This is a genomic window from Rhodococcus sp. P4_B6 (genome assembly GCF_056402215.1).
Window position 1 is genome coordinate 73,618 of record NZ_JBFUHV010000027.1, and the last position, 22,691, is coordinate 96,308.

Sequence of the window (22,691 nt, forward strand, 5' to 3'; positions counted from 1 at the left end):
GGTAGGCGCCGCACACAAAGCCTGCCCTGTCCCTCTCCTTACTCGGGAGGGACAGGGCAGGTTCGTCGTTGTTCAGCGGCCGCGGGCCGACCGAATCAGGCGGGTGAGGACGGGGACGGCGGTCACCGCCGCCCACAACCCGACCGCCGCAACCAGGGCTGCGGCGGTGTCGCCGGCGGTGGCGGTGCCGAGGACGTGCCCGCGCAGGGCGTCGGTGGCGTGCGCGACCGGATTCACCGTGGCCATTGCCTGCATCCAGCCGGGCATGGTCTCGATCGGSGYGAACGCACTCGAGACGAACATCAGCGGCATCATCACCATCATYCCGGCGAACTGGACCACGTCCGGGCGCCGCAGCCGATCCCCGATCAGYCCGAACAACGCGCTCATCGCCCCCGCCARCACCACCAGCACCACGACCGCGGACACGGCATCGACGGCGCTGCCGTGGAACTCGAAACCCAAAGCCACGGCGGCGATCCCGAGCAATGCGGCCCGGGCGAGGGTGAACACGGCCTCATTGATGGTGCGAGCGATACCGGGTAGGCCTGCGCGCATCGGCAGGGCCGCGAAGCGGTCGTGCAGGCCGTTGGTGTGATCGATCGCAGCGGACACTCCGGCGTTGGTGCCGGCCATCACTGTGGAGACGGCGAGCATCGCCGGGGTGAGGAAAACGATGTAGCTGACCCCCGCCGGGAAGCCCGGGCCGGCCGCGACACTGCGGAAGACCTGGCTGAACAGCACCAGCATCGCCATCGGCATGGTCAGCGAGAACATCAGCAATTGCGGAACCCGGGCACTGGTGCGCAGGTTCCGGACGGTCAGAGCGACGAGCTGGTTCCCGATCGAAGCCCGGGCGATCGCGGGCGTGGTGGTGGTCATCGGTGGGCTCCGGGGGTGTGGGCGAGGTGGGTGAAGACGTCGTCGAGGCTCGGGGAGGTCACGTCCAGGTCGGTGACCTCGATGCCTCCGCGGTGCAGGCCGGCGACCAGGGCGGTCGCGGCGGGGGCGTCGTCGACGGTGACCGACACCCGAACCCGGTCGCCGTCGACCCGGTCCGTGTCCGGGATGAACGGCAGACTTCCCAGTTGGTGGGTGGGGACGGTGGCGGTCAGGACCTTGCCGCCGACGATCCGTTTCAGTTCGGCGGGGGTGCCACGGGCGGCGACCCGCCCCCGGCGCAGGACCACGATGTGGTCGGCGAGCCGGTCGGCCTCCTCGAGGTACTGGGTCGTGAGCATCACGGTGGTGCCCGCAGTGGTGAGCTCGTCCACGACGTCCCACAGTCCGGCGCGGGCGATCGGGTCCAGGCCGGTGGTCGGCTCGTCCAGGAACAGCACCGACGGGGATCCGACGAGGCTGGCGGCCAGATCGATTCGGCGGCGCGAGCCCCCGGAGAGTTCCCCGACCCGGCGGGTCGCGTACTCGTGCAGCCCGAGCCGGTCGATCAGCGCGTCGGCCCGCGCCCGAGCGGTGCGGCGCAGCCCGGTCAGTCGGCCGATCAGCTCCAGATTCTCTCGGGCGGTGAGGAATTCGTCGAGTCCGGCGTATTGGCCGGTCACCCCGATCCGGCGGCGCACCCGGTCGGCGTCGGCGATGACGTCGAGGCCCTCGATCTGCACGCGGCCGACGGTGGGGCGCACCAGGGTGGTGAGGGTGCGGATCAGGGTGGTCTTGCCGGCACCGTTGTGGCCGAGGACCCCGAGCGTGGTCCCGGCGGCGGCTTCCAGGTCGACGCCGTCGAGGGCCCAGGTTGTGCCGTAGGCGACGTGCAGGTCCTCAACGAGGACGGCGGGGGCGGTCATTTCACACCCCCGCCGTGGCCGCCGGCCGCGTGGCCGGTTCCGGTGGGAGAGAACGGGTGGGTGGACATCGGAGGATTCCTCTCGAAGAAGGGCTTGCTCCCACCCGATGTGGATGGAAGTTACCTCCTCAGACGAACCACCCGCGAGAGGGACGCACCCGCCGTCGAATCAGCTCCCTATCGGACGCGGCTGAGCCTGCTCACCAGGTGGTGGGAGTCGCGGCCCACCATGCGCAACGACGCCGATGACAGCGAGCGTTGCCACTCCAAGACCGACCCAAGTTTTCAAGAAGGATTGGCGGCCTTGCTGTGGTGGGGGATGCTGGCGGCCCCGATGAGGGCGGCGACCACAGCAAGGGCGGCGAGGATCAGGTAGGCGTGGGCGTAGCTGCCCGTCCACGCCGACAGGGCGGTCCCGGCCCAGGGGGCGAGAGCCATGACGATGACGACCGGCGCGGACATCAGCCCGTTCAGGCGCCCGTAGTGGGTGGCGCCCCATCGGTCGGTGATCGCGGTGGCCTGGATCAGGGTGAAGATCCCGCGGACTAGCCCCGCGCCGATGGCGACAGCAATCAGCGCGACCACCGAGGTCACGATCCCGAGCAACGCGGTGCTCGCGGCGGTGGCGGCGAGGATCACCACGGTGCGGGTGCGGGCAGTGGTGCGGGCAGCGATCGGGAGGTAGCCGAGGCGGCCGAGGACCTGCCCGGCACCGCCGAGTCCGAGCGTCAGGGCGGCGAGGGATGGGGAGAAGCCCTGCTCGATCAGCAGCGGCACCAGGTTGAACACCCCGGCGAACGCGGCGAACGCCCCGAGACTCAGGGCCGCAACGAGGGCGAGGAAAGCCGGGCTGCGGGAGGCGTCCCGGTGATCGACCGGATGGTTCCCGGTCGGGGCAGGTGGGTGCGGCCACCGACCGCGCAACCCCAGCAGGTGCCCGGGCACGGTGATGATCGCCAGGATCGCGGCGAGGACGAGATACGTGGCCCGCCAGTCGTACCGGCCGACCAGCGCCGCGGTCAGCGGGGCGAAGACGGTGCTGGCCAACCCGGCGGCGAGGGTGAGGATCATCAGGGCTTTGACGTATTTGTCGCCGTACCAGCGGGTCAGCGCCGCAAACGCGGGCGGATACAGCACCGCGCCCATCGCGATCCCGGCGGCGATCCATCCGGCGTAGAAGATCGGCAGGTTCGGTGCGGCCGCGACCACCAGCAGGGACGGGACGGCCACGACGGAGCCGGCGGTCATCACGACCCGGGGCCCGATGCGGTCGATGATCCGTCCCACCGGGATGCCCGTGAGTGCTGCGGCGAGTTGGGAGAGGGAGAAGGCGGCGGTGAGCACCGGCAGCGACCACCCGGTGTCCGCCGAAATGGACACCGACAGCACCGGGAACGCGTAGTAGAGGATGCCCCAGCTGGTGATCTCGGTCAGGCACAGTACCGCCAGCACCCGCCGCAGACCGGTCTCGTCGAGGGACGCGGTCTGCGGCAGGGTCCGGGTGCCGGTCACCGGGTTATCCGCCCGCGCGGGTGGACAGGGCGATCAGCTGCGGGTCCGGGGCGGCGCAGCACCCCACGGATTCTTCCGCTGCCGCCGGGGTGTCGGGGTCGTCGAACACCCCGGCGCCGCCGCACACCCCGGTCTCCGGCAGGGTCAGTTCGACCCGGGCGGCGGCCTCGTGGTCCCCGGCCAGGGCGGCGGCGATGCTGCGGACCTGCTCGTACCCGGTCATCGCCAGGAACGTCGGTGCCCGCCCGTAGCTTTTCATCCCGACCAGGAACACATTCGGCTCCGGATGCGACAGTTCGGCGACCCCGTGCGGGTAGACGGTGCCGCAGGAATGCACGTTCGGATCGATCAGCGGCGCCAACTCGGTGGGGGCCTGCAGCACCGGATCGAGGCCGAGGCGGATCTCCGACAGCCAGGACAGGTCGGGGCGGAACCCGGTGAGCGCCACCACCCGATCCACGTCCTCGATGCGGGCGCCGGTGTCGGACACCAACACCACCCGGTCACCGTGGGGTTCGATGGTGGCGGTGCGGAACCCGGGAACCACCGTCAGCAGTCCGTCGTCGACCGCGGCCTTGGCGCGCAGGCCGAGGGCGCCGCGGGCGGGCAGCTGGTCGTCCTCGCCGCCGCCGAAGGCTCCGCCGACGTCGCCGCGGCGCAGCACCCAGCTGATCCGAGTGCCCGCCGCCTGCTTCTCCAAATTGGCCAGGGCGACGATGGCGGTCAGCGCGGAGTGCCCGCTGCCGGCGATCACGATGTGCTTGCCCGCGTACCGGGCGCGCACCTCGGGGTCGTCGACGTTCGGGACCCGGTATTCGAGGACGTCGGCCGCTGCTTTCTCGCCGAGCGCGGGCAGGCCCTCGCCGCCGAGCGGGTTGGGGGTGGTCCAGGTCCCGGAGGCGTCGATCACGGCCTGGGCGGTGATGCGGTCCTCGGTGCCGTCGGCACGGCGCAGGTGCACCGACAACGGTTCGGTGTCGCGGCCGGCGTCGACGACCCGGTCCCGCCCGCGACGGGCCACGCCGACCACTTCGGTGCCCAGTTTCACGATGTTGCCGAGTGCGGCGGCCAGCGGGACCAGGTAGTCCTGGGTCCAGTCCTGGCCAGTTGGATACGCCTCGTCGTCCGGGGCCGTCCAGTCGGTGGTCTCGAGGAGGCGGCGGGCGGCCGGGTCGATCAGCTCCCCCCACCGGGAGAACAGCCGCACGTGGTTCCACTCGGCGATCGCGGCACCGGCGCTGTCACCGCGTTCGAAGACCAGCGGGGTCAGGCCGCGTTCACGCAGCTGGGCGGCGGCGGCGAGGCCGATCGGTCCGGCGCCTACGACGACTACGGGCATGGTGTTCATCTCGAAAATCCTTCCATCGACGTTCATCGATCTTCTGCTATCGGAGAGTATCGACGTGCGTCGATGAATACAACCATCGATGGATATCGATATAGTGGTGGGCATGACTTCCCTGGACATGCCCACCGTCCGCACCCCCGGCGAAGTGGATGCGTTGGCGCCGGAGGACGCGGCCACCTACGCCGGGTGGTTCGCCTGCCTGGCCGATCCGACCCGGGTGCGGCTGCTGCATCAGGTCGCCTCCCGTCCGGCCGGGATCACCGTGGGCGAGCTCGCGGAGGCCTTGGGGATCGGGCAGCCGACCGTCTCGCACCACGTCCGCAAGCTCGCCGATGTCGGTTTCGTCTCGGTGCACAAGCGGAGCACCAGCACCGTCGTCATGGTCAACCCGGCGTGCTGCACCGGGTTGCCGCACGCCGCGGACGCGGTGATGGGGGTGCTGACCCCGCGCCCGTGCTGCCCGGACGACCTGCCCGACGACGTCACCGTCCGCCCCATGGCCGAGCAGGATTGGGACGCGGTGCGCCGGATCTACGGCGAGGGCATCGCCACCCGCACTGCCACCTTCACCACCGAGGTCCCCCTCCAGACCGCTCTGGACGCGCAGTGGCTGCCGGGGCATCGGTGGGTCGCCGAGATCGACGACATTGTGGTCGGCTGGGCCGCGCTGTCCCCGACCTCCGGACGGGACTGCTACGCCGGGGTGGCCGAGAACTCCGTCTACGTCGCCGACGGCATGCGCGGGCGAGGCGTCGGAAAGGCACTGCTGCGTACCCAGGTGATCGCCGCGGACGAGGCCGGGCTGTGGACGCTGCAGACCTCGATCTTCCCGGAGAATCGGGCCTCCATCGCCCTGCACCACTCCGCCGGGTTCCGCACCCTCGGTGTCCGTGAACGCATCGCCCAGCTCGACGGGATCTGGCGGGACACCGTCTTCCTCGAACGCCGTTCTCCTGTCGCCGGATAACCTCTCGAAACAGTTGGGGCACATGATGTCCGAGCCGCCACCGGTTGATCGGGCCGCGATCGCCGCCGATCTGGAGCGGGCCCGGGTCGCGTTGCACGAGTTGGTCGACGGCGCGAGTACCGAGCAGCTCGCTCGGCGCTCGTCCGGCACCCGCTGGACCAACGAGCAACTGCTGTTCCACATGGTGTTCGGCTACATGGTCGTCCGGCGGCTGCTGATCATGGTCCGGGTATTCTCCCGGCTGCCCGACCCGGTCGGCCGAGGGTTCGCCCGCGCCCTGAACGCCGCGACACCGGTGTTCCACCAGATCAACTATTTCGGCTCGTGCGCGGCGGCCACCGTCTTCAACCAAAGGCGGATGGGCCGCCAATGCGACCGCGTCATCGCGAAGCTGCAACGCTCCCTCACCCGGGAATCCGAGACGAACCTACGGCTCAGCATGGCGTTCCCGGTGCGCTGGGATCCGTTCTTCACCGAGACCATGACCCTCGAGCAGGTCTACCGATACCCGGGCAAGCACTTCGACTTCCACCGCGCCCAGCTCACTGTCGGCTGACGCATTCCGCCGAAAATCAGCTTGCGTGCGTCCTTCCGGGCCGGCCGTCGTCTATTGGTATGCCGACATCCGGCACCCACCATCGAGGACGAGGAAACGACATGACCACCATTCCCACCGATACAGACACCGACCGCGCGCTCAAGGCCAAGCACCGGGCGTTGTGGGCCTCCGGCGACTACCCGACCGTCGCCGCCGAGCTGATTCCGACCCTCGGCGAGGTGCTCGTGGAGGCAGCCGATATCCGCGCCGGCCAGCGGGTGCTCGACGTCGCCGCCGGCAGCGGCAACGCCGCGATCCCGGCCGCAGCGCGCGGCGCCACCGTCGTCGCGTCGGACCTGACGCCGGAACTGTTCGACGCAGGGCGAGCGATCGCCGCCCAGCGCGGCGTCGAGCTGGACTGGGTCGAGGCCGACGCCGAGGCATTGGCGTTCGACGACGACAGCTTTGACGCGGTCATCTCGGTCGTCGGGGCCATGTTCGCGCCGCACCATCAGCAGACCGCCGACGAGATGCTGCGCGTCTGCCGACCCGGCGGCACCATCGCGATGATCAACTGGACACCGCAGGGTCTGATCGGCAACCTGTTCAAGACCATGGCACCCTACGCACCGCCCCCGCCGCGCGGTGCGACCCCGCCGCCGTTGTGGGGCGACGAGCAACACGTCCGCGACTTGTTCGGCGACCGGGTGACCGCGCTCGACGCGCACCGCCAGTCGCTCGCGATCGACCGCTTCGCAGACCCGACCGAGTTCCGGGAGTTCTGGAAACGCAACTACGGCCCGACGATCGCCGTGTACCGCCACAATGCCGCGGATCCGGATCGGATCGCGAACCTCGAGCGGGACTTCCTGCAATTCCTCACCGCGTGGAATCGGGCCGATGCGCCCCGTCGGACACACTACGACGCCGAGTACCTGCTCGTCACCGCGCGCAAGCGGTAGCCCGCATCGGCCCTCGGTCACCGGCAGCGCATCGCCTGTTGGGTTGCCTCCTGATTCGACACCTGTCAATATCGACGTATGTCGAATCAAAATTCGGAGAGCGGTGCCTGTTGCTCACCCCTGGCACGCGAACCGTTGACCGAGGACTGGGCCGGCGATCTGGCCCGGATGTTCAAGGCCCTGGGTGATCCGGTCAGGTTGCGCCTACTGTCGCTGATCGCCTCCCACGCCGGGGGTGAAGCCTGCGTCTGCGACATCTCCGCGACGATCGACCTGTCGCAGCCGACGATCTCGCATCACCTGAAGGTGTTGCGCTCGGCCGGACTGCTGGATTGCGAACGCCGCGGCACCTGGGTGTACTACTGGGTGATCCCCTCGGCCCTGCAGCAACTGTCTGCCGTGCTGCTTACCGAGGGCGGACCGGTCGTCCCGTCCGAGGCCTGCACCACCACGGAGGTGCCGGCGTGAGCGAGGCCACCACCGCACACCAGCACCCGGCCGTCGTCGGCAAACTCTCCACCCTCGACCGGTTCCTGCCGGTGTGGATCGGCATCGCCATGGTCGCGGGTCTGCTGCTCGGCCGGATGATCCCCGGCCTCGGCGACGCGATGTCCGCGGTCGAGATCGACGGCATCTCGCTGCCGATCGCCCTCGGCCTGCTGATCATGATGTACCCGGTGCTCGCGAAGGTCCGCTACGACCGACTCGACACCGTCACCGGTGACCGCAAACTCCTCATCGGTTCGTTGGTGCTGAACTGGGTCCTCGGCCCGGCGCTGATGTTCACCCTCGCCTGGTTGCTGCTGCCGGACCTGCCGGAATACCGCACCGGCCTGATCATCGTCGGCCTGGCCCGCTGCATCGCGATGGTGATCATCTGGAACGACCTGGCCTGCGGTGATCGAGAGGCCGCCGCCGTCCTGGTAGCGATCAACTCGGTGTTTCAGGTGGTCATGTTCGCCGTCCTCGGCTGGTTCTACCTGTCCGTACTACCCGGCTGGCTCGGCCTCGAGCAGACCACCATCGACACCTCGCCGTGGCAGATCGCGAAGTCGGTGCTGATCTTCCTCGGCATCCCCCTGCTCGCCGGCTACCTCACCCGCCGGTTCGGGGAAAAGGCCAAGGGCCGCGAATGGTACGAGTCGACATTCCTTCCCCGCATCGGGCCGTGGGCGCTCTACGGCCTGCTGTTCACCATCGTGATCCTCTTCGCCCTCCAAGGCGAGCAGATCACCTCCCGGCCCTGGGACGTCGTCCGGATCGCCATTCCCTTGCTGGCGTACTTCGCGATCATGTGGGGCGGTGGCTACACCCTCGGCGCCGTCATGGGCCTGGGCTACGAACGCACCACCACCCTGGCGTTCACCGCCGCCGGCAACAACTTCGAACTCGCCATCGCCGTCGCCATCGCCACCTACGGCGCCACCTCCGGACAGGCCCTCGCCGGTGTCGTCGGACCGCTGATCGAGGTCCCCGTCCTCGTCGGCCTGGTCTACGTCTCCCTCGCACTGCGCTCCCGGTTCCACACCTCCGCCACGGAAGGCCCGCTCCGATGACCATGCCCAGCGTGTTGTTCGTCTGCGTCCACAACGCCGGCCGCTCCCAGATGGCCGCCGGATTCCTCACCCACCTCGCCGGCGACCGGATCGAGGTCCGCTCCGCCGGGACCGCCCCGGCCGAGACCGTCAACCCGGCCGCTGTCGCGGCAATGGCCGAACTCGGCATCGACATCTCCGGCCAGTCCCCGAAAATCCTCACACCCGACACCGTCGAAAGTTCCGACGTCGTCATCACCATGGGCTGCGGCGACACCTGCCCCGTCTTCCCCGGCACGAGCTACCGGGACTGGGCCCTCGACGATCCGGCAGGCAAGGGCGTCGAGGCGGTGCGACCGATCCGCGACGAGATCAAGGCGCGGGTCGAAGCCCTGATCGCCGAACTCGTCCCCATCGCGCCTTGACGGGAAGTATCCATCTGCGCCCTCCCCGGCTGGCGAGAGGAATGGCGCCCCTCTACGACGCCCGAGGCGAGGACATGGTCGGTGCGGCCGTCGCACTCAACGTGCAGCTGTTGCGAAAACTCGATCTGGATCCGGAACGGCTGAGCCGGCACTGATCACGTCGACGACGGGTTCGGTGATCCTGTGCAGCGCGGACACCAGCCGGTCGACCGTGTCGGTGACCGCCGCGACGTAGGCGTCGGGGCGGATGACCCACACCTCGCCGGGTTTCGCGTCCAGCGCGGCGGTGAGGACACCGGTGGTGTCGATCTCCGACAGCCGGACCAGACGGATCGGTGTGTGCACCGCGCCGAGGGCCGCCGTGCGCATCTCGTCGGCGTCCACGCCGTCACCGAGCAGCAGCAGGATGCCGTTCCTGGCGATGTCGCGGAGCCGGGTGCCGCCACCGTCGCGCAGCATTACCGGGGTGTCGGGCACGAGGATTCCCGGCGCCGCGGCCGGTGTGCATCCACGATCCGGACGCCCGGCGAAGATTCGTCCCGGATCGTCTGTGGTCAAGGGTGATTCGACGTACCAGAACGGCTCGGCGAGGCGGCCGCTGTCGACCTGCGCCCGCGCCTGCGTGTCGGTGACCGCCGCGGTGAGCACGTCGCGGCGGTGCCGGTGCTGCTCGTCCGACTGCGGGACGAGGAAGTCCATCGTCGCCGTCGTGACGGCGATGTTCTCGACCGCCGCCGCGTGCCGCTCGGTGTGATACGTCTCGAGCAGCGACTCGTCCGCCCAGCCGCGCAGGACGAACGCCAGCTTCCAGGCGGCATTCTCGGAGTCGGCAACACCCGAATTCAGACCGCGGGCGCCGAACGGGGACACGATGTGCGCGGCGTCGCCGGCGAGCAGCACCCGGTCGACGCGCATCCGGTTCGCGACCCGGGAGTGGAAGCGGTACACCGATTTCCACACGATGCGGTAGTCGGTGTCGCCGATGATCTTCCGGATCCGCTCGTCCAGCGCCCCCGACCGCTCCTCGGCCTCGAGGTCGTAGTCGCCGGGCACCTGCCAGTCGATGCGGAACGTGGAATCGGGGCAGGGGTGGATGAGCACCTGCCTGCCCGGGTTCCACTCCGGGTCGAAGTAGAAGCGGCGCTCGTCGGCCCAGCCGGGGATGTCGGCGGCGATGTCGCAGATGAGGAATTTGTCGTCGAACGAGCGGCCGTCGAACGTGACCCCCAGCTGCTGCCGGATCGTGCTGCCCCGCGACCCCACCGCGACCACGGCGTAGTCGGACTCGATCACCCGGTCACCGTCGTCGGTGCGGCACGTGATGGTCACGCCGGTCTCGTCCTGGTCGACGGACGTGGCCTCGTGCCCCCACCGGACGTCGATCGACGGTGTAGCCGCGATCCGCTCGTCGAGTAGTTCCTCCGTGCGGGCCTGCGAGATGTTGACGAACGGCGGGAACGACGAGATGCCGCGGTCGACGAACGTCTGCGCGAACAGTTCGTGGTCGCGGTGGAACGTGCGGGCGCACCCCCACGTCACCCCCTCGTCGGCCAGTTGACGGCCGACGCCGATCGCGTCCCACACCTCGAGGACGTCCCGCTGCTGGCAGATGGCCTTCGACCCGATCGGATCGCGTTCGGCCCGGGCGTCGAGCAGCGTGACCGGTATGCCCCAGCGGGCCAGCAGCAACGCCGTCGTCTGCCCCACCGGGCCGTTGCCGACGACGGTGACGGTGCCGCCTCGGGTGTGTCGTCTTCCCATGATCCTCGCCTTGTCAGTGTGAAACGGTGACGGATTTCAGCCCTGCAACTGGTCCCAGACCTCGCGGTCGCGCTCGGCGGTCCAGATGACGGGCCGTTCGATGCCGGAGAGTTCGTCCCACACGCGGGAGACGTCGAACGGGAGGCAGTGTTCGAAGATCGGCCAGTGCCCGTACTGCTCGTTCAGTGCGGCGTGGGTGGCTTCGAACGCTTCCTTCAGGGTGCCGCCGCGCTGCTGCACCGCCCCGACCTCCGCGAGCATGACCTCGATGAAGTGGCGGGTCTGCTCGATCGCGGCGTCGACGGCCTCCCGGCCGTGGGAGACGGCGCCGCGTCCGCCGATGAGGACCTCGGCGCCCAGCGCCTTGATCCGGTCGAGGGTGCCGGTCGACCAGTCGCGGTGGAAGGCGTCGCCGGTGTAGAGCGCGGCCTGCGCCTCCACGAGGTCGCCGGCGAAGAGGATCTTCTGCTTCGGCAGCCACGCGGTGATGTCACCTTCGGTGTGCCCGCGGCCGAAGTGCTGGAGCACCAGGTCGCCACGCCCGCCGCCGAGGTCGATGGTCAGCTTGTCGGCGAACGTCAGGGTGGGCCACGTCAGTCCGGGCACCGAGTCGGCGGCCTTCGCGAGGCGCGGCATCCGACCGAATTCGCTTGCCCAGTCTTCCTTTCCACGCTCCTCGATGAGGGCGCGGGTGGTCTCGTGCGACACGATGGTCTCGGCGTCGAACGCGGACGCACCGAGCACGCGGACGGCGTGGTAATGCGAGAGCACCAGGTAGCGGATGGGCTTGTCGGTGTGCTCGCGCAGCTTGCGCAGCCAGTCCTGAGCGGCCACGGGGGTGGCGAGCGCCTCGAAGCAGACGACGAAGTCTTCGCCCTCGATGGCGCCGATGTTGGGATCACCCTCGGCGGTCAGCGCGTACACGCCTTCGGCGAGAACTTCCAGGGTCTGTTCCTTCTCGCCGAGGTCGGCCGAGGACGCGAAGCTTGTCGGGCTCATGCGATGCACCTAACTAATCAAAGGTTTGATTGATGGTGACCACAGTAACCCGGCTCACAAAATAATGAAAGCCTTGATCAAAATTTGTCCGGGATTTCTCCGCCCTACCCCACCCCGCCGCGACGAACGGGACGCTCGTGGCGTCAGATGCAACGAGCGTCCCGTTCGTCGCGGAAGGGGAGGCGGTGGGGACGTGCTCACCCCGCGAGCAGCACGCCCACCAGCGCGATCGAGGCCACCCAGACGGTGGAGATCGTGGCGAGGACGAAGGGGCGGGCGCCGACCTTCTTGATGGTGGCGATCTGGACGCCGGCGCCGAGGGCGAACATCGCGGCGGTGAGGAGCGCGGTCTGCAGGATCTTGGCGTCGGCGAGCAGACCCGCGGGCAGCAGGCCGGACGACCGGAGGCCGACGCAGGCGAGGAACGCGACGACGAACAGCGGGACGAGCGGCGGGCGCTTCACGTCGGCGTCGTTACCGGCGAGGGAGCGCTGCCGCACGCTGAGCACGGCCATGACCGGTGCGAGCATGAGGACGCGGGCCAGCTTGACCACCGCGGCGACGCCGAGGGCGGCACCGCCGATCGCTCCGCCGGCCGCGACGACCTGCGCGACCTCGTGGATCGACCCGCCCGCCCACAGGCCGGCGTCGGTGTCCGAGAGCCCGAGCGCCCGCGACAGCAGGGGGATCGCGGGGATCATGAGGGTGCCGAAGATGACGACGAGCGCGACGGCGGTGATCACCTCTTCCTCGTCGGCGTCCACCACCCCGTCCACCGCCGCGACCGCGGCCGCACCGCAGATCGAGAATCCGCAGGCGATGAGCAGTCGTTGCGTCCAGCTGAGGCCGAGCAGTTTGCCCGCGAACATGGTGCCGACGATGCCCAGGCAGACGATCGAGACGACCACGACGATGACGCCCCAGCCGAGTCCGAGGATGTCGCTCAACATCAACTGCAGCCCGAGGAGGGCGATGCCGACCCGGAGCAGTTTCTTGGCGGAGAACTGCAGTCCCGGGCGAAGACGCTCGGGCAGTCGCGTGACGTTCGACAGTACGGCGCCGAGCACGATGGCGATCAACAGCGGGCTCACCGTCGGCAGGAACCGGCCGATGCCCATCGCGAGAGCGGTGGCGGCGGCGCACAGCGCCAGGCCCGGGAGGACAGTCGCCGTGGCGGTCTGCAGCCGCGGCAGCGTTCCCGTGCTCTCGACGCGCTGTTCCTCGGGCTTCGATTCGCTCAGTTCGGTGCTCATGCTCCTACGGTCCGTCACTGCGGCACTTTGCGATAGCCGTCATTTCGGCATGAACACATATCAATCAGATATGTCTTGTGGCAGGGTCATATACTCGGTGCATGTCCCGCAAATGGCCGGAGTTTCCGGTGCTCGAGTTGCTCGTCGGAGTCGACGACCACGGAAGCCTCAGCGCTGCCGCCAGACTCGCGGGCATGGCGCAGCCGAATGCGAGTCGCGCCATCAAGCAACTCGAGCGCCAGTTCGGCATGACCCTGCTGCAGCGCAGCCCGACGGGTTCGATACTGACGCCACAGGGCACGGTGATCGCGCACTGGGCGCGCCGGGTGCTGTCCGATGCGTGCAGGCTGCTCGATGTGGCCGAGGGGCTGCGCGCGGAACGCTCGGCCGAGTTGACGGTGGGCGCCAGCATGACGGTGGCGGAACATCTGATGCCGGGGTGGCTGGGACAGTTCCGCCGGTTGCACTCCGACGTCACCATTCACCTGCAGGTGCACAACTCGACTCAGGTGTTCGAGCGCATCAACAACAGGATCTGCGACGTCGGGTTCGTCGAGTCGCCGACGGTGCCGCGTCCGTTGAAGAGTCTCACGGTGGCACGCGACCGGCTGGTCGTCGTCGTTCACCCCACCCATCCGTGGGCACGGCGGCGAAAAGCACTGTCCGTCAGCGAGTTGGCGGTGACACCGCTCCTGGTCCGGGAACCGGGATCGGGCACCCGGACCACCCTCGACGTGGCGTTGCAGGAATACGAACGGGCCGCACCGCTTCTCGAACTGGGCAGCGCCGCCGCGATTCGTACCAGCGTGCTGGCCGGGGTCGGACCGGCGGTGATGAGTACCCTCGCGGTCGCCGAGCAGGTCGCCGCCGGGGAGCTGAAGGTGATCGACGTCGAGGGCCTCGAACTCGACCGGGTTCTGCGGGCCGTGTGGCGGGGCGCGCGTCAGCTCGACGGTCCCGCAGGCGAACTGGTGCGCCTGGTCCGCCGGGTCGGGGCGGAGAACTGACCGGCGCTCAGCCGAGCAGGAACGTTGCCGCGCCGGCCGCGATCACCAGCACGATGACGGCGGACCGAAACACGCCCGGCGGCAGTCGCCTGGCGATCGCCAGTCCGGCGACATTGCCGATCACCGCCGCCGTCACGAAGATCGGGAGACGCGGCCAGAACATCGACTCCGTGATCTCGTCGTGGAACCACAGGACACCGAGCGCCATCACGTTGGCGACGATGAAATAGCCTGCGAGATCGGCGATGAACGCCAGCGGTGGCAGCCGCGCACGCATCAGCAACAACACCGGGGGCGGTCCGTTGAGGGAGGTCGTGGTGCCCAGATAGCCGCCCACGGAGCCGGTGAGGACATGTGCGGTGGTGGAGGGGGTCCGGGTGGTTTGGGTCCGGGTCGGGAGTGCCATCGCGACCCCGCACAGCATGACCACGACTCCCGCCGCCGGCTTCAGATACTGTTCCGGCACCAACCCGAGGGTGACCGCACCCAGCCAGGCGCCGGGCAGACTGCCCCCACCGAGCAGTGCCACTCGTCCCCAGCTGATGTGTTCGCGCAGGTGATACGCCGCGCCGATGCGGGTGATCAGCCCGGCGACGAGATTGACGAATACCACTTCGGGAACGGCGAATCCGATCATCAGCATCACCGGCGTCGCGATCAGGGCCGTCCCGAACCCGGTGGCCCCTCCGATGACGGAGGCGATGCCGATGCACAGGGCACCCACGAGGAGCATCGTCATCGCGACTCCCTTCTCGATCCGGTGGCACGGTCCCGTGCCTGGTCCGCCGCTCAGATGGCGAGGGATTGGACTGCGCTCACCAGCGCCATCAATTCGATGTCGCTGCCGGTGCATCCGCGGGACAGGTCGTTCCACGGCGCGGCCAATCCTTGCAGGATGGGCCCCAAGGCTATTGCACCGCCGAGCCGCTGGGCAATTTTGTACCCGATGTTGCCGGCGTCGAGGTTCGGGAACACCAGGACGTTCGCGCGGCCGGCGACCCGGGACCCGGGCGCCTTGGACGCGCCGATCTCGGCGACCAGCGCGGCATCGAACTGGAGGTCTCCGTCGACGTGCAACTGCGGGTCCCGGACGCGCACCCGTTCCGCGGCCTCGCGGACCTTCTCCACGCGCGGATGGCTGGCGCTGCCCTGGGTGCTGAACGACAGCATCGCCGCGATCGGGGTCTGCTCGGTGAGCTGGAAGTGGGTGGCGCTGGCGGCGAGCGCGATGTCGACCAGTTCCTCGACCGTCGGGTCGGGGACGACGGCGCAGTCGGAGAACGTCAGCTGCCTGCCGTCCGGCAGCAACATCAGGATCGCACTGGACAGGGTGCTCGAACCCGGTGCGAGTCCGACGATGCGCAGTCCGGCACGCAGGACGTCGGACGTCGGTCTGCTCGCACCCGCGACTCCGGCATCGACCACCCCGGCGCGCACCGCCGCCGCGGCCAGGCACACCGGGTCCGACAGCGCCGACTCGATCCGGTCGGGATACTTCGCGAATCCCGATGCGACGGCGTCGCGGATCGCGGGGTCGGCGGCGGCCTCGTCCAGGTCGACGACGAGTTCCTCGGCCAGCGGAATGCCCGCGGCCTCGGCGGTGCGCCGGATGACGTCCCGCCGCCCGAACAGGCGCGGGGCGACGACGCATTTGTGGTGCAGATGGTGGGCCGCACGGATCGCGCGTCCGTCCTCTCCGTCCGCGAGGGCGACGGTCCGGTTCCGGCCGCTCAGGGTGGCGGTCCAGTGGTCGATCAGAGACGAATCATTCAGTCGTGCAATGTCGGTGGGTGGTGCAGTGGTGGCGCCCGGGGCCATGGCCTCGCTCTCCCGTCGATACGAAGAGGGGTGGCGGTCGTCGATCACGACGCGACGAGCGGCGGGGAGATCATCAGCATCGTGGCACCGCGGTCGTCGCCGCGCAGGATCACCTTGGTGCGGGCGAACGCCTCCGGCAGCACCTTGCGCAGCACCGTCAGCGACTCCTGCTCGGTGAACTCGCGGCCGCTGTCGCTGTCCGCCATCAGTTCGATCGCGTAGAAGAATCCGGTGCCGCGGACGTCCTTCACGCAGCGGTGCGAGCGCATCAGCGAATCGAGTGCCGTCTTCAGCTTCGGGCCGCGTGCGCTGACGTTGCCGAGCACGTTCTCGTCGCGCATGGCGGTGATGTTCGCGACCGCGACCGCCGTCGACACCGGGTGCCCGCCCCACGTCGCGCCGTGGGTGAACACGCCGCCCTTGGGCGAGTCGTAGAGTTCGCGCACCAGCTGCTCACGCACGATCAGACCGCCGAGCGGGGCGTATCCGGACGTGGAGCCCTTCGCGAACGTGATCATGTCCGGCACCACACCGGTGAGTCCGTGTCCGAACCAGTGCCCGAGGCGGCCGAATGAGCAGATCACCTCGTCGGAGACCAGCAGGATCCCGTGCTTGTCGCACAGTGCGCGCAGCGCCGCCCAGTATCCGTCCGGCGGGACCAGCGCGCCGCGGCCGTTCTGGACCGGCTCGGCGAAGACGGCGGCGATGGTCTCGGCGCCCTCTTCCTCGATGACGGCTTCGATCGCGGCGATGCAGTCGAGTTCGTTCGCCGGGCCGCAGTCGCCGAGGTAGCCGAGCGTGTTGGGTACGGAGCGGACGCCGGGCAGCAGCGGGCCGAACGGATCCTTGATCTTGGGCAGCTGCGTCACCGAGAGGGCGCCGAGAGTGGTTCCGTGGTAGGCCATCTCACGGCTGATGATCTTGGTTCGCTGCGGGTTGCCCTGGCTGCGGTGGTACTGCCGGGCGAACTTGACGGCCGTCTCCACGGCCTCGGAACCCGAGTTGACGAAGAACGTCGTTCCGAGGTCACCGGGCGCCAGATCGGCGATCAGCGCGGACGCCTCGATCGCGGGAATGTGGGCGCTGCCCCAGTTGGACGCGTACGCCAGCGTCCCGATCTGCTCGCTCGCCGCCTTCGCGATGTCGTCGCGGCCGTGACCGATGTTCACGCAGAACAGACCAGCCAGACCGTCGAGGAAACGGTCTCCCTCGGTGTCGATCAGATAGCTACCCTCACCCCGAACGAACACCGGAAAGTCGCTTTCCCAGGTGTCCTTGCGGGTGAAATGAGGTCCGAGGTGCCGACGGGCCCGTGCTCGCAATTCGGTGACGTCCACGACCATCTCCTTCGTTGTCGAATGGCTGTGATCCACAACATACCGCCGAGGCGGACCGCAGGTCAGAACCAGAACAGCGGTATTCGATGGGTCCAGACTGGTCCCCGTAGACGGTCCCCAACTGGTCCTTCTGGTCCCATGCCAGAGTGATCCAGACTTCGGTATCGCTCGGGGACCACGGCATGTGGTCGGAGCGGAACAGCCCCAGCTAACGGAGGTCTCAGATGAGGATCGGTATCCCCAAGGAAGTCAAGAACCACGAGTACCGGGTGGCGGCCACTCCCGCCGGTGTCCACGAGCTGGTTGCCCACGGGCACGACGTGTTCGTGGAACGCGGTGCGGGGGAGGGCTCGTCGATCGGCGACGACGCCTACGGCGCGGCCGGCGCGAAGATCCTCGACAGCGCCGACGCCGTGTGGCAGAGCGCGGAACTCCTGCTGAAGGTCAAGGAGCCGATCGCGGAGGAATACCACCGGATGCGTTCGGACCTCACGCTGTTCACCTACCTGCACCTCGCCGCGGGTGAGGAGTGCACCCGGGCCCTGCTCGCCGCCGGCACGAATTCGGTTGCGTACGAGACGGTTCAGCTTCCGGACGGTTCGCTGCCGCTGCTGTTCCCGATGAGTGAGGTCGCCGGCAGGCTCGCTCCCCTCGTCGGTGCGCAGGCACTCATGCGCCCGGAGGGTGGCCGGGGTGTGCTGATCGGCGGCGTGTCCGGTGTGTCCCCGGCGCGGGTCGTCGTGATCGGTGCCGGCGTATCGGGCATGAACGCCGTCGCCGTCGCCGCAGGCACCTGGGCCGACGTCGTCCTGTTCGACAAGAACGTCGACAAGCTGCGCGCGGCCGACCGCATGTACCAGGGGCGGATCCGGACCCTCGCCGCCAACGCCTACTCCATCGAGCAAGAGGTCATGCAGGCCGACCTCGTCATCGGCGCCGTGCTGGTCCCGGGCGCCAAGGCACCGAAGATCATCTCGAACTCGCTGGTTTCACGGATGAAGCCGGGCAGCGTCCTCGTCGACATCGCGATCGACCAGGGTGGTTGCTTCGAGGACTCGCGGCCCACCACCCACGCGGACCCCACGTTCAAGGTCCACGACTCGGTGTTCTACTGCGTGGCGAACATGCCGGGAGCGGTGCCCCACACGTCCACGTACGCGCTCACCAACGTGACCCTGCCGTACACGCTGCAGATCGCGGAGAAGGGCCTGGCCCGCGCGGCCCGGGAGAACGCCGCACTCCGCGCCGGCGTCAGCACGATCTCCGGACGCCTCACCAACGATGCCGTCGGTGCCGCACTCGGGATCGAGTCGGTCGGCGTCGACGACGCGCTCAACCTGGTTTGATTTCGCCGCCGGCCCGGCATACTGAGAAGTGCTCGTTCGGGAACTTCTCGGCGTGCCGGGTCGGCCTACACCTGGCCACTCTTGGATCCACAGGAGGCGATGCGTGCCGAGAACACTGATCGAGATCGACCGCAATTCCGCCGAACCGCTCTACCGGCAGGTTCGACGGGCGATCGAACACGGCATCGCCAACGGACTGTTCGATCCACGCCACCGCCTCCCCAGTTCACGGGAACTGGCGGTCGATCTCGCGATCTCCCGGAACACGATCAACCTGGCCTATCAGGAACTGATCGCCGAGGGGCTCGTTCAAAGCCACCAGCGCTCGGGCATGTTCGTCAATCCCGACATGATCGAGACGCTCGCATCCGACGCCCGCGCCACCATTCCGCGCATCGACTGGTCGTCCCGTATCCGGCGGTACCCCGACGCCGACGTTCCGCACATCGAGAAGAACCTCGACTGGCACAGCTACCCGTATCCGTTCCTGGCCGGGCAGATCGACATCCGCAGCTTCCCGGCCCGCGCGTGGGTCCGCTGCCTGCGCGACGCGCTGTACCAGCCGCATGCCTACGCCAGCCTGCAGGACAGCGTCGGCGCGGACGATCCGATGTTGATCGACATGATCCGCCAGCACCTGCTGCCGTCGCGCGGTATCGAGGCCGGTGCCGACGAGGTTCTCGTCACCGTCGGTTCCCAGCAGGGGCTGGATCTCGTCGGCCGCGTTCTCCTCGGACCCGAACACCGCGTCGCGATCGAGAACCCCGGCTACCTCGACGCGCGACACATCTTCCTGCGCACCGGCGCTCAGGTGTACGGCATCGACGTCGATGCGCACGGCCTGCGCCCGCCGGAGACGCTGCGCGGCACGGACCTGATGTATCTGACGCCGAGCCATCACCATCCGACCAACGTGACGCTCGGCATCGACCGGCGGCAGCGTCTGCTGCAGCTGGCCGCGGAATCCGGCACCGTGATCGTCGAGGACGACTACGACAGCGAGTTCCGCTATCACGGCAGTCCCAGCCCGGCGCTCAAGGCCCTCGACTCCAGCGGCGATGCCGTGTACCTGGGCACATTCTCGAAATTCCTGGCCCCGGGTCTGCGCCTCGGCTACCTCGTCGGACCCGCGGATCTGGTGCGTGAGCTGCGCAAAGCCCGCCGGTACGTGCTGCGGCACCCACCCGGTCATCAGCAGCGGGCCCTGGCGATGCTCATCGACAGCGGCGAGTATCACCGCGCGCTGCGCCATCACCGCACCCAGATGAAACACAAATGGGAACGCCTGTGCGCGGCCGTCGACAAGTATCTCCCCTGGCCGCAGGAGCCGTACCCGCCCGGCGGGGTCAGCCTGTGGATGACCGGTCCGGAGAATCTCGACTGCCGGGTGCTCGCGCGGGAGGCCGAGGCCCGCGGCGTCCTCATCGAACGGGGCGACATCTTCTTCACCCAGCCGGTACCGCCCCGCAACCACTTTCGCATCGGCTACGGGGCGATTCCCCTGCGCTCCATCGAGGAAGGCATCGCCCTCCTCGGCCAGGCGTGCCAGGCGAGTTTCCGCTTTGGCAGGTAGACCCCGACAACACCCGCGGCCCGGCCGCACCATTTGACTAACGATGGCCGGCACGTCCCGAAAGTCGGCCGTTGCCGGAACGAGCTGCGCCGCAGAGGTCCCGATAGCTCCGTCCGGTGACGAATCCCGAATCGGGGCGACAAACGGGACATCAGACGATCTGCTCTGGATAGTTGTGCGCTGTTTTGGGTGTATCCCATTCGACGGTTTCTGATCCATGGCCGACCTATCATCGAAACAACCGAACGGATCCGATGAGTTCGTCGCCCGCGGCCGGTCCAAACTCGTAACACCCGAGGAAAGGACACCGCCATGTCAGAACTTCTCGTCGACTTCATCACCTCCCTCGACGGCAACGCATCGGGAGAGGGCTGGCCCGGGTTCTGGGGCCTCGAGGGCCCGGAGTACCTCGCTTGGCTCGGCGAGCAGCCCGAGGTCACCTACCTCATGGGAGCGAACACCTACCGCCTGATGTCAGGCTTCGCCGCCGGCGAGGTCCCGAATGGCCAAGATGAGTTCAGGGCCGAAGAAGAGGCGTCCGTCGACGAGCTCACGCAAGCGTCCAAGGTGGTGTTCTCCTCCTCGCTGGAGGAGCCACTGACGTGGGCAAACTCCACGCTCGTCCGCGACGACGCCGTCGAGACGGTCCGCGCCATGAAGTCGAATGGCTCGGGGCTCCTCAGCACGATCGGCAGCCTCAGCCTGTGCCGGTCCCTGCTACGGGCCGGACTCGTCGACCGCTTCCGAGTCGTGATGTTCCCGGTGATCACCGGGGCTACGGGCGCAGAACGCATCTACGAGGGCTACCCGGACGTCGCCCTCGAGATGATCGAGCACCGGACCTTCGACGGCCGCATCCAGCTGGTCGAGTACAAGCCACGCGTGCTCGAGCACCCGCCGCTCGGCGCCCCTGCGTGACGTCGCCCCGTCCGCTTCGTACGAACACCTGGCCTTGGCCGAGCTATGAGTCCACTCGACAAGGGTAGGTGATCGCACGCTCCGACTCCGTCCTTCTCCGCAATGCCGAGAAGGTTGGGACCCGCTGACCAGCGGACTGAACAATGTGGCAACGCAGCCCGGCGGTGTTCCTTCCATATTGATGAGGCGGGCAGGGCGTACAGCGACGTACCCTTCACCCGAAAACGCTCGGTAGTCCTGACTGTCGACTTCAACGTGATAGCAAGGAACCCGCACTTGCCCAGGCGCTTTGGCAATGCCTCAGACGTGTAGGTTCCGGCGCTTCGTGTCGGTTGCTCAGTCCGGTGCGTCGGATTCCTCATGCGCCAGTACAGGAGCCGCTCTGCCATCCAGTCTTTGACCTGCGAAAACGTGCCTGGTTCGGGTGTCCTACCGACACGAAATGTGGAAACCGACACCGAAACGTGGAACCTGCAAGACGCTGTTCCGGAGCACTCTCACAGCCCCCTTGGCGGCTTACTTCCGGTTTATGCGCGCGGTTGGTGACGAGAATTCCGCTTCCCGCACCGCCTTCCGGGAAGCCGGTAGGTCAACGTGATCCGCCGCGGTGAGTATTTCCTGTTGTCGAGTTCTCGGGCACTGCACGCGATGCCCGGCCGCGAGAAATTCTGGGGGGGGGTGCGGTGTGGCGGTTAGGTCGTTCGACTTTCTGGTCCCAGAATTGCGGGTATGGCCGAGATCGTTGCTTCCCGCCGCCGGGGGCGGCCCAGTAAGGGAACCCGTGCTGTGGTCAAGGCGCTGGTGCCACCGGAGCTCAAGGAAGCAGCTGCCAGCGCCGCGAAGGCGCATGGCATGACCGCGAACGACTACATCACGGCGCTTATCGCGGCCGACACCGGCCTGACCGAGCTGATGGCATCGATTCAGGAGAGGCAGACCGCGACACAACGATCCGCGGAATCCTGCAGATCGGGACCGTGACGGATCAGCGGTCTGGGCAGTGTGTGGCGACCTGTGTGCTCGTCGCGATAGTGACAGTAGATCGTCCGCCGTCAGCGATGATCGCAGGACTCCGCCGGAACGAGAAACGTCAACGCGACACTGAACGCCCCCGACGGATCAGTGCACGTTACGGCACTATTTATTGCACGAAGGGACAGGCCCATGACCCGCACCATCGCGGTGGTCAACCACAAAGGTGGTTCCACCAAAACCACGAGCACCGTCAACCTCGCCCAGGCCCTCGTCGAAGCCGGCTACACCGTCCGTGTTGTCGACCTCGACCCGCAATGCAACGCCACCACCTGGCTCGGTGCCACGCCCGAGGCCGTCGACAACGATGTCCTGTCGGTGCTGATGATGGTGGCGAGCATCGAGGATGCCACCACCATCACCGCCTCCGGGATTCACCTCGTTCCTGCCACCAAGGAACTCGATTCCGTCGGGCCCTACTTCCTCAAGAAGCCCGGTGCGCACGGCGTCCTGCGCAAGGCCCTCGCCGGCGCCCCCGATGTCGACTTCAACCTCCTCGACTGCCCCGGAGACTTCGACCACCTGACCATCAGCGCACTCGTCGCCTGCACCGACG

At 68.2% G+C, this 22,691-nt stretch carries 22 protein-coding genes; 12 read left to right on the top strand and 10 right to left on the bottom strand.

Features of this window, described 5'->3' with window-relative positions; all coding sequences use genetic code 11:
• Positions 1–72 precede the first annotated feature (72 nt).
• From AC1DWT_RS15935 to AC1DWT_RS15950, 4 genes are all read right to left on the bottom strand, one after another.
• Positions 73–882, bottom strand: coding sequence for an ABC transporter permease (locus AC1DWT_RS15935; RefSeq protein WP_477921317.1), 810 nt, complete (start codon positions 880–882; stop codon positions 73–75).
• Positions 879–1,805 (bottom strand): ATP-binding cassette domain-containing protein, encoded by a 927-nt coding sequence (locus tag AC1DWT_RS15940; protein WP_206014033.1) that lies wholly within the window; start codon positions 1,803–1,805, stop codon positions 879–881. Before AC1DWT_RS15940 ends, AC1DWT_RS15935 begins: the two co-directional genes overlap by 4 nt.
• Positions 1,806–2,089: 284 nt before the next feature.
• Positions 2,090–3,316, bottom strand: coding sequence for an MFS transporter (locus AC1DWT_RS15945; RefSeq protein ID WP_206014034.1), 1,227 nt, complete (start codon positions 3,314–3,316; stop codon positions 2,090–2,092).
• Positions 3,317–3,320: 4 nt separating this feature from the next.
• Positions 3,321–4,664, bottom strand: a complete 1,344-nt coding sequence (locus AC1DWT_RS15950) for an NAD(P)-binding domain-containing protein (RefSeq protein WP_206014035.1) — start codon at positions 4,662–4,664, stop codon at positions 3,321–3,323.
• Positions 4,665–4,767: 103 nt separating this feature from the next.
• Between AC1DWT_RS15950 and AC1DWT_RS15955 the strand changes: the two genes are divergently transcribed.
• The 6 genes from AC1DWT_RS15955 (at position 4,768) to AC1DWT_RS15980 (ending at position 9,091) form a co-directional block, all read left to right on the top strand.
• A complete protein-coding gene (locus AC1DWT_RS15955) occupies positions 4,768–5,631 on the top strand; it encodes a helix-turn-helix domain-containing GNAT family N-acetyltransferase (RefSeq protein ID WP_072944999.1) in 864 nt (287 codons plus the stop codon).
• Between the two features lie 25 nt (positions 5,632–5,656).
• Entirely contained in the window at positions 5,657–6,187 is a 531-nt protein-coding gene (locus AC1DWT_RS15960) for a DinB family protein (protein ID WP_206016090.1), read from the top strand.
• 101 nt (positions 6,188–6,288) lie between these two features.
• A complete protein-coding gene (locus AC1DWT_RS15965) occupies positions 6,289–7,131 on the top strand; it encodes a class I SAM-dependent methyltransferase (protein ID WP_477921322.1) in 843 nt (280 codons plus the stop codon).
• Between the two features lie 78 nt (positions 7,132–7,209).
• Entirely contained in the window at positions 7,210–7,599 is a 390-nt protein-coding gene (locus AC1DWT_RS15970) for an ArsR/SmtB family transcription factor (RefSeq protein WP_206014037.1), read from the top strand.
• A complete protein-coding gene (gene arsB / locus AC1DWT_RS15975) occupies positions 7,596–8,687 on the top strand; it encodes an ACR3 family arsenite efflux transporter (RefSeq protein ID WP_206014038.1) in 1,092 nt (363 codons plus the stop codon). The genes AC1DWT_RS15970 and arsB overlap by 4 nt, the downstream gene beginning before the upstream one ends.
• Positions 8,684–9,091 carry an arsenate reductase ArsC gene (locus AC1DWT_RS15980; RefSeq protein ID WP_206014039.1) on the top strand — a complete coding sequence of 136 codons (408 nt, stop codon included), beginning with the start codon at positions 8,684–8,686 and terminating at the stop codon, positions 9,089–9,091. The genes arsB and AC1DWT_RS15980 overlap by 4 nt, the downstream gene beginning before the upstream one ends.
• Positions 9,092–9,187: 96 nt before the next feature.
• Here AC1DWT_RS15980 and AC1DWT_RS15985 read toward each other — a convergent pair whose 3' ends face one another.
• The 3 genes from AC1DWT_RS15985 to AC1DWT_RS15995 form a co-directional block, all read right to left on the bottom strand.
• Positions 9,188–10,852: an FAD-dependent monooxygenase gene (locus tag AC1DWT_RS15985; protein ID WP_206014040.1), complete on the bottom strand. Its 1,665-nt coding sequence runs from the start codon at positions 10,850–10,852 to the stop codon at positions 9,188–9,190.
• Between the two features lie 36 nt (positions 10,853–10,888).
• Positions 10,889–11,851, bottom strand: a complete 963-nt coding sequence (locus AC1DWT_RS15990) for an MBL fold metallo-hydrolase (RefSeq protein ID WP_206014041.1) — start codon at positions 11,849–11,851, stop codon at positions 10,889–10,891.
• A gap of 197 nt (positions 11,852–12,048) precedes the next feature.
• On the bottom strand, positions 12,049–13,104 hold the full coding sequence (locus tag AC1DWT_RS15995; RefSeq protein ID WP_206014042.1) for a YeiH family protein: 1,056 nt from the start codon (positions 13,102–13,104) through the stop codon (positions 12,049–12,051).
• A gap of 101 nt (positions 13,105–13,205) precedes the next feature.
• On the opposite strand from AC1DWT_RS15995, the gene AC1DWT_RS16000 reads away from it, so the two are divergent.
• On the top strand, positions 13,206–14,111 hold the full coding sequence (locus AC1DWT_RS16000) for a LysR family transcriptional regulator (protein ID WP_206014043.1): 906 nt from the start codon (positions 13,206–13,208) through the stop codon (positions 14,109–14,111).
• A 7-nt stretch (positions 14,112–14,118) separates the two neighbouring features.
• Here AC1DWT_RS16000 and AC1DWT_RS16005 read toward each other — a convergent pair whose 3' ends face one another.
• From AC1DWT_RS16005 to AC1DWT_RS16015, 3 genes are read right to left on the bottom strand one after another with little or no spacing between them, the layout of a single operon-like run.
• Positions 14,119–14,850 (bottom strand): sulfite exporter TauE/SafE family protein, encoded by a 732-nt coding sequence (locus AC1DWT_RS16005; protein WP_072944983.1) that lies wholly within the window; start codon positions 14,848–14,850, stop codon positions 14,119–14,121.
• Between the two features lie 50 nt (positions 14,851–14,900).
• Positions 14,901–15,977, bottom strand: a complete 1,077-nt coding sequence (locus tag AC1DWT_RS16010) for a phosphotransacetylase (protein WP_241031401.1) — start codon at positions 15,975–15,977, stop codon at positions 14,901–14,903.
• Positions 15,974–17,272, bottom strand: a complete 1,299-nt coding sequence (locus AC1DWT_RS16015; RefSeq protein ID WP_477921328.1) for an aspartate aminotransferase family protein — start codon at positions 17,270–17,272, stop codon at positions 15,974–15,976. Before AC1DWT_RS16015 ends, AC1DWT_RS16010 begins: the two co-directional genes overlap by 4 nt.
• Before the next feature lie 218 nt (positions 17,273–17,490).
• Here AC1DWT_RS16015 and ald point away from each other — a divergent pair, with 218 nt between their 5' ends.
• The 5 genes from ald to AC1DWT_RS16040 form a co-directional block, all read left to right on the top strand.
• Positions 17,491–18,612, top strand: a complete 1,122-nt coding sequence (ald, locus tag AC1DWT_RS16020) for an alanine dehydrogenase (RefSeq protein ID WP_206014044.1) — start codon at positions 17,491–17,493, stop codon at positions 18,610–18,612.
• 103 nt (positions 18,613–18,715) lie between these two features.
• Positions 18,716–20,185, top strand: a complete 1,470-nt coding sequence (gene pdxR, locus AC1DWT_RS16025; RefSeq protein WP_206014045.1) for a MocR-like pyridoxine biosynthesis transcription factor PdxR — start codon at positions 18,716–18,718, stop codon at positions 20,183–20,185.
• Positions 20,186–20,497: 312 nt separating this feature from the next.
• Positions 20,498–21,103, top strand: coding sequence for a dihydrofolate reductase family protein (locus tag AC1DWT_RS16030; protein ID WP_095865359.1), 606 nt, complete (start codon positions 20,498–20,500; stop codon positions 21,101–21,103).
• 729 nt (positions 21,104–21,832) lie between these two features.
• Positions 21,833–22,084 carry a hypothetical protein gene (locus tag AC1DWT_RS16035; protein ID WP_241031402.1) on the top strand — a complete coding sequence of 84 codons (252 nt, stop codon included), beginning with the start codon at positions 21,833–21,835 and terminating at the stop codon, positions 22,082–22,084.
• A 183-nt stretch (positions 22,085–22,267) separates the two neighbouring features.
• Positions 22,268–22,691 (top strand): ParA family protein (locus AC1DWT_RS16040; protein ID WP_477921331.1); only part of this gene is annotated, 424 nt, incomplete at its 3' end.

What these genes read in the sequence shown, in the direction of transcription:
- AC1DWT_RS15955 (WP_072944999.1), top strand. Translation starts at nt 4,768, where the DNA reads ATGACTTCCCTGGACATGCCCACCGTCCGCACCCCCGGCGAAGTGGAT.
- AC1DWT_RS15980 (WP_206014039.1), top strand. Translation starts at nt 8,684, where the DNA reads ATGACCATGCCCAGCGTGTTGTTCGTCTGCGTCCACAACGCCGGCCGC.
- AC1DWT_RS15970 (WP_206014037.1), top strand. Translation starts at nt 7,210, where the DNA reads ATGTCGAATCAAAATTCGGAGAGCGGTGCCTGTTGCTCACCCCTGGCA.
- ald (WP_206014044.1), top strand. Translation starts at nt 17,491, where the DNA reads ATGAGGATCGGTATCCCCAAGGAAGTCAAGAACCACGAGTACCGGGTG.
- AC1DWT_RS16005 (WP_072944983.1), bottom strand. Translation starts at nt 14,850, where the DNA reads ATGACGATGCTCCTCGTGGGTGCCCTGTGCATCGGCATCGCCTCCGTC.
- AC1DWT_RS15960 (WP_206016090.1), top strand. Translation starts at nt 5,657, where the DNA reads ATGTCCGAGCCGCCACCGGTTGATCGGGCCGCGATCGCCGCCGATCTG.
- AC1DWT_RS15995 (WP_206014042.1), bottom strand. Translation starts at nt 13,104, where the DNA reads ATGAGCACCGAACTGAGCGAATCGAAGCCCGAGGAACAGCGCGTCGAG.
- AC1DWT_RS15965 (WP_477921322.1), top strand. Translation starts at nt 6,289, where the DNA reads ATGACCACCATTCCCACCGATACAGACACCGACCGCGCGCTCAAGGCC.
- AC1DWT_RS16015 (WP_477921328.1), bottom strand. Translation starts at nt 17,272, where the DNA reads ATGGTCGTGGACGTCACCGAATTGCGAGCACGGGCCCGTCGGCACCTC.
- AC1DWT_RS16030 (WP_095865359.1), top strand. Translation starts at nt 20,498, where the DNA reads ATGTCAGAACTTCTCGTCGACTTCATCACCTCCCTCGACGGCAACGCA.
- AC1DWT_RS15990 (WP_206014041.1), bottom strand. Translation starts at nt 11,851, where the DNA reads ATGAGCCCGACAAGCTTCGCGTCCTCGGCCGACCTCGGCGAGAAGGAA.
- AC1DWT_RS16035 (WP_241031402.1), top strand. Translation starts at nt 21,833, where the DNA reads ATGGCCGAGATCGTTGCTTCCCGCCGCCGGGGGCGGCCCAGTAAGGGA.
- AC1DWT_RS15985 (WP_206014040.1), bottom strand. Translation starts at nt 10,852, where the DNA reads ATGGGAAGACGACACACCCGAGGCGGCACCGTCACCGTCGTCGGCAAC.
- AC1DWT_RS16000 (WP_206014043.1), top strand. Translation starts at nt 13,206, where the DNA reads ATGTCCCGCAAATGGCCGGAGTTTCCGGTGCTCGAGTTGCTCGTCGGA.
- AC1DWT_RS15940 (WP_206014033.1), bottom strand. Translation starts at nt 1,805, where the DNA reads ATGACCGCCCCCGCCGTCCTCGTTGAGGACCTGCACGTCGCCTACGGC.
- AC1DWT_RS15950 (WP_206014035.1), bottom strand. Translation starts at nt 4,664, where the DNA reads ATGAACACCATGCCCGTAGTCGTCGTAGGCGCCGGACCGATCGGCCTC.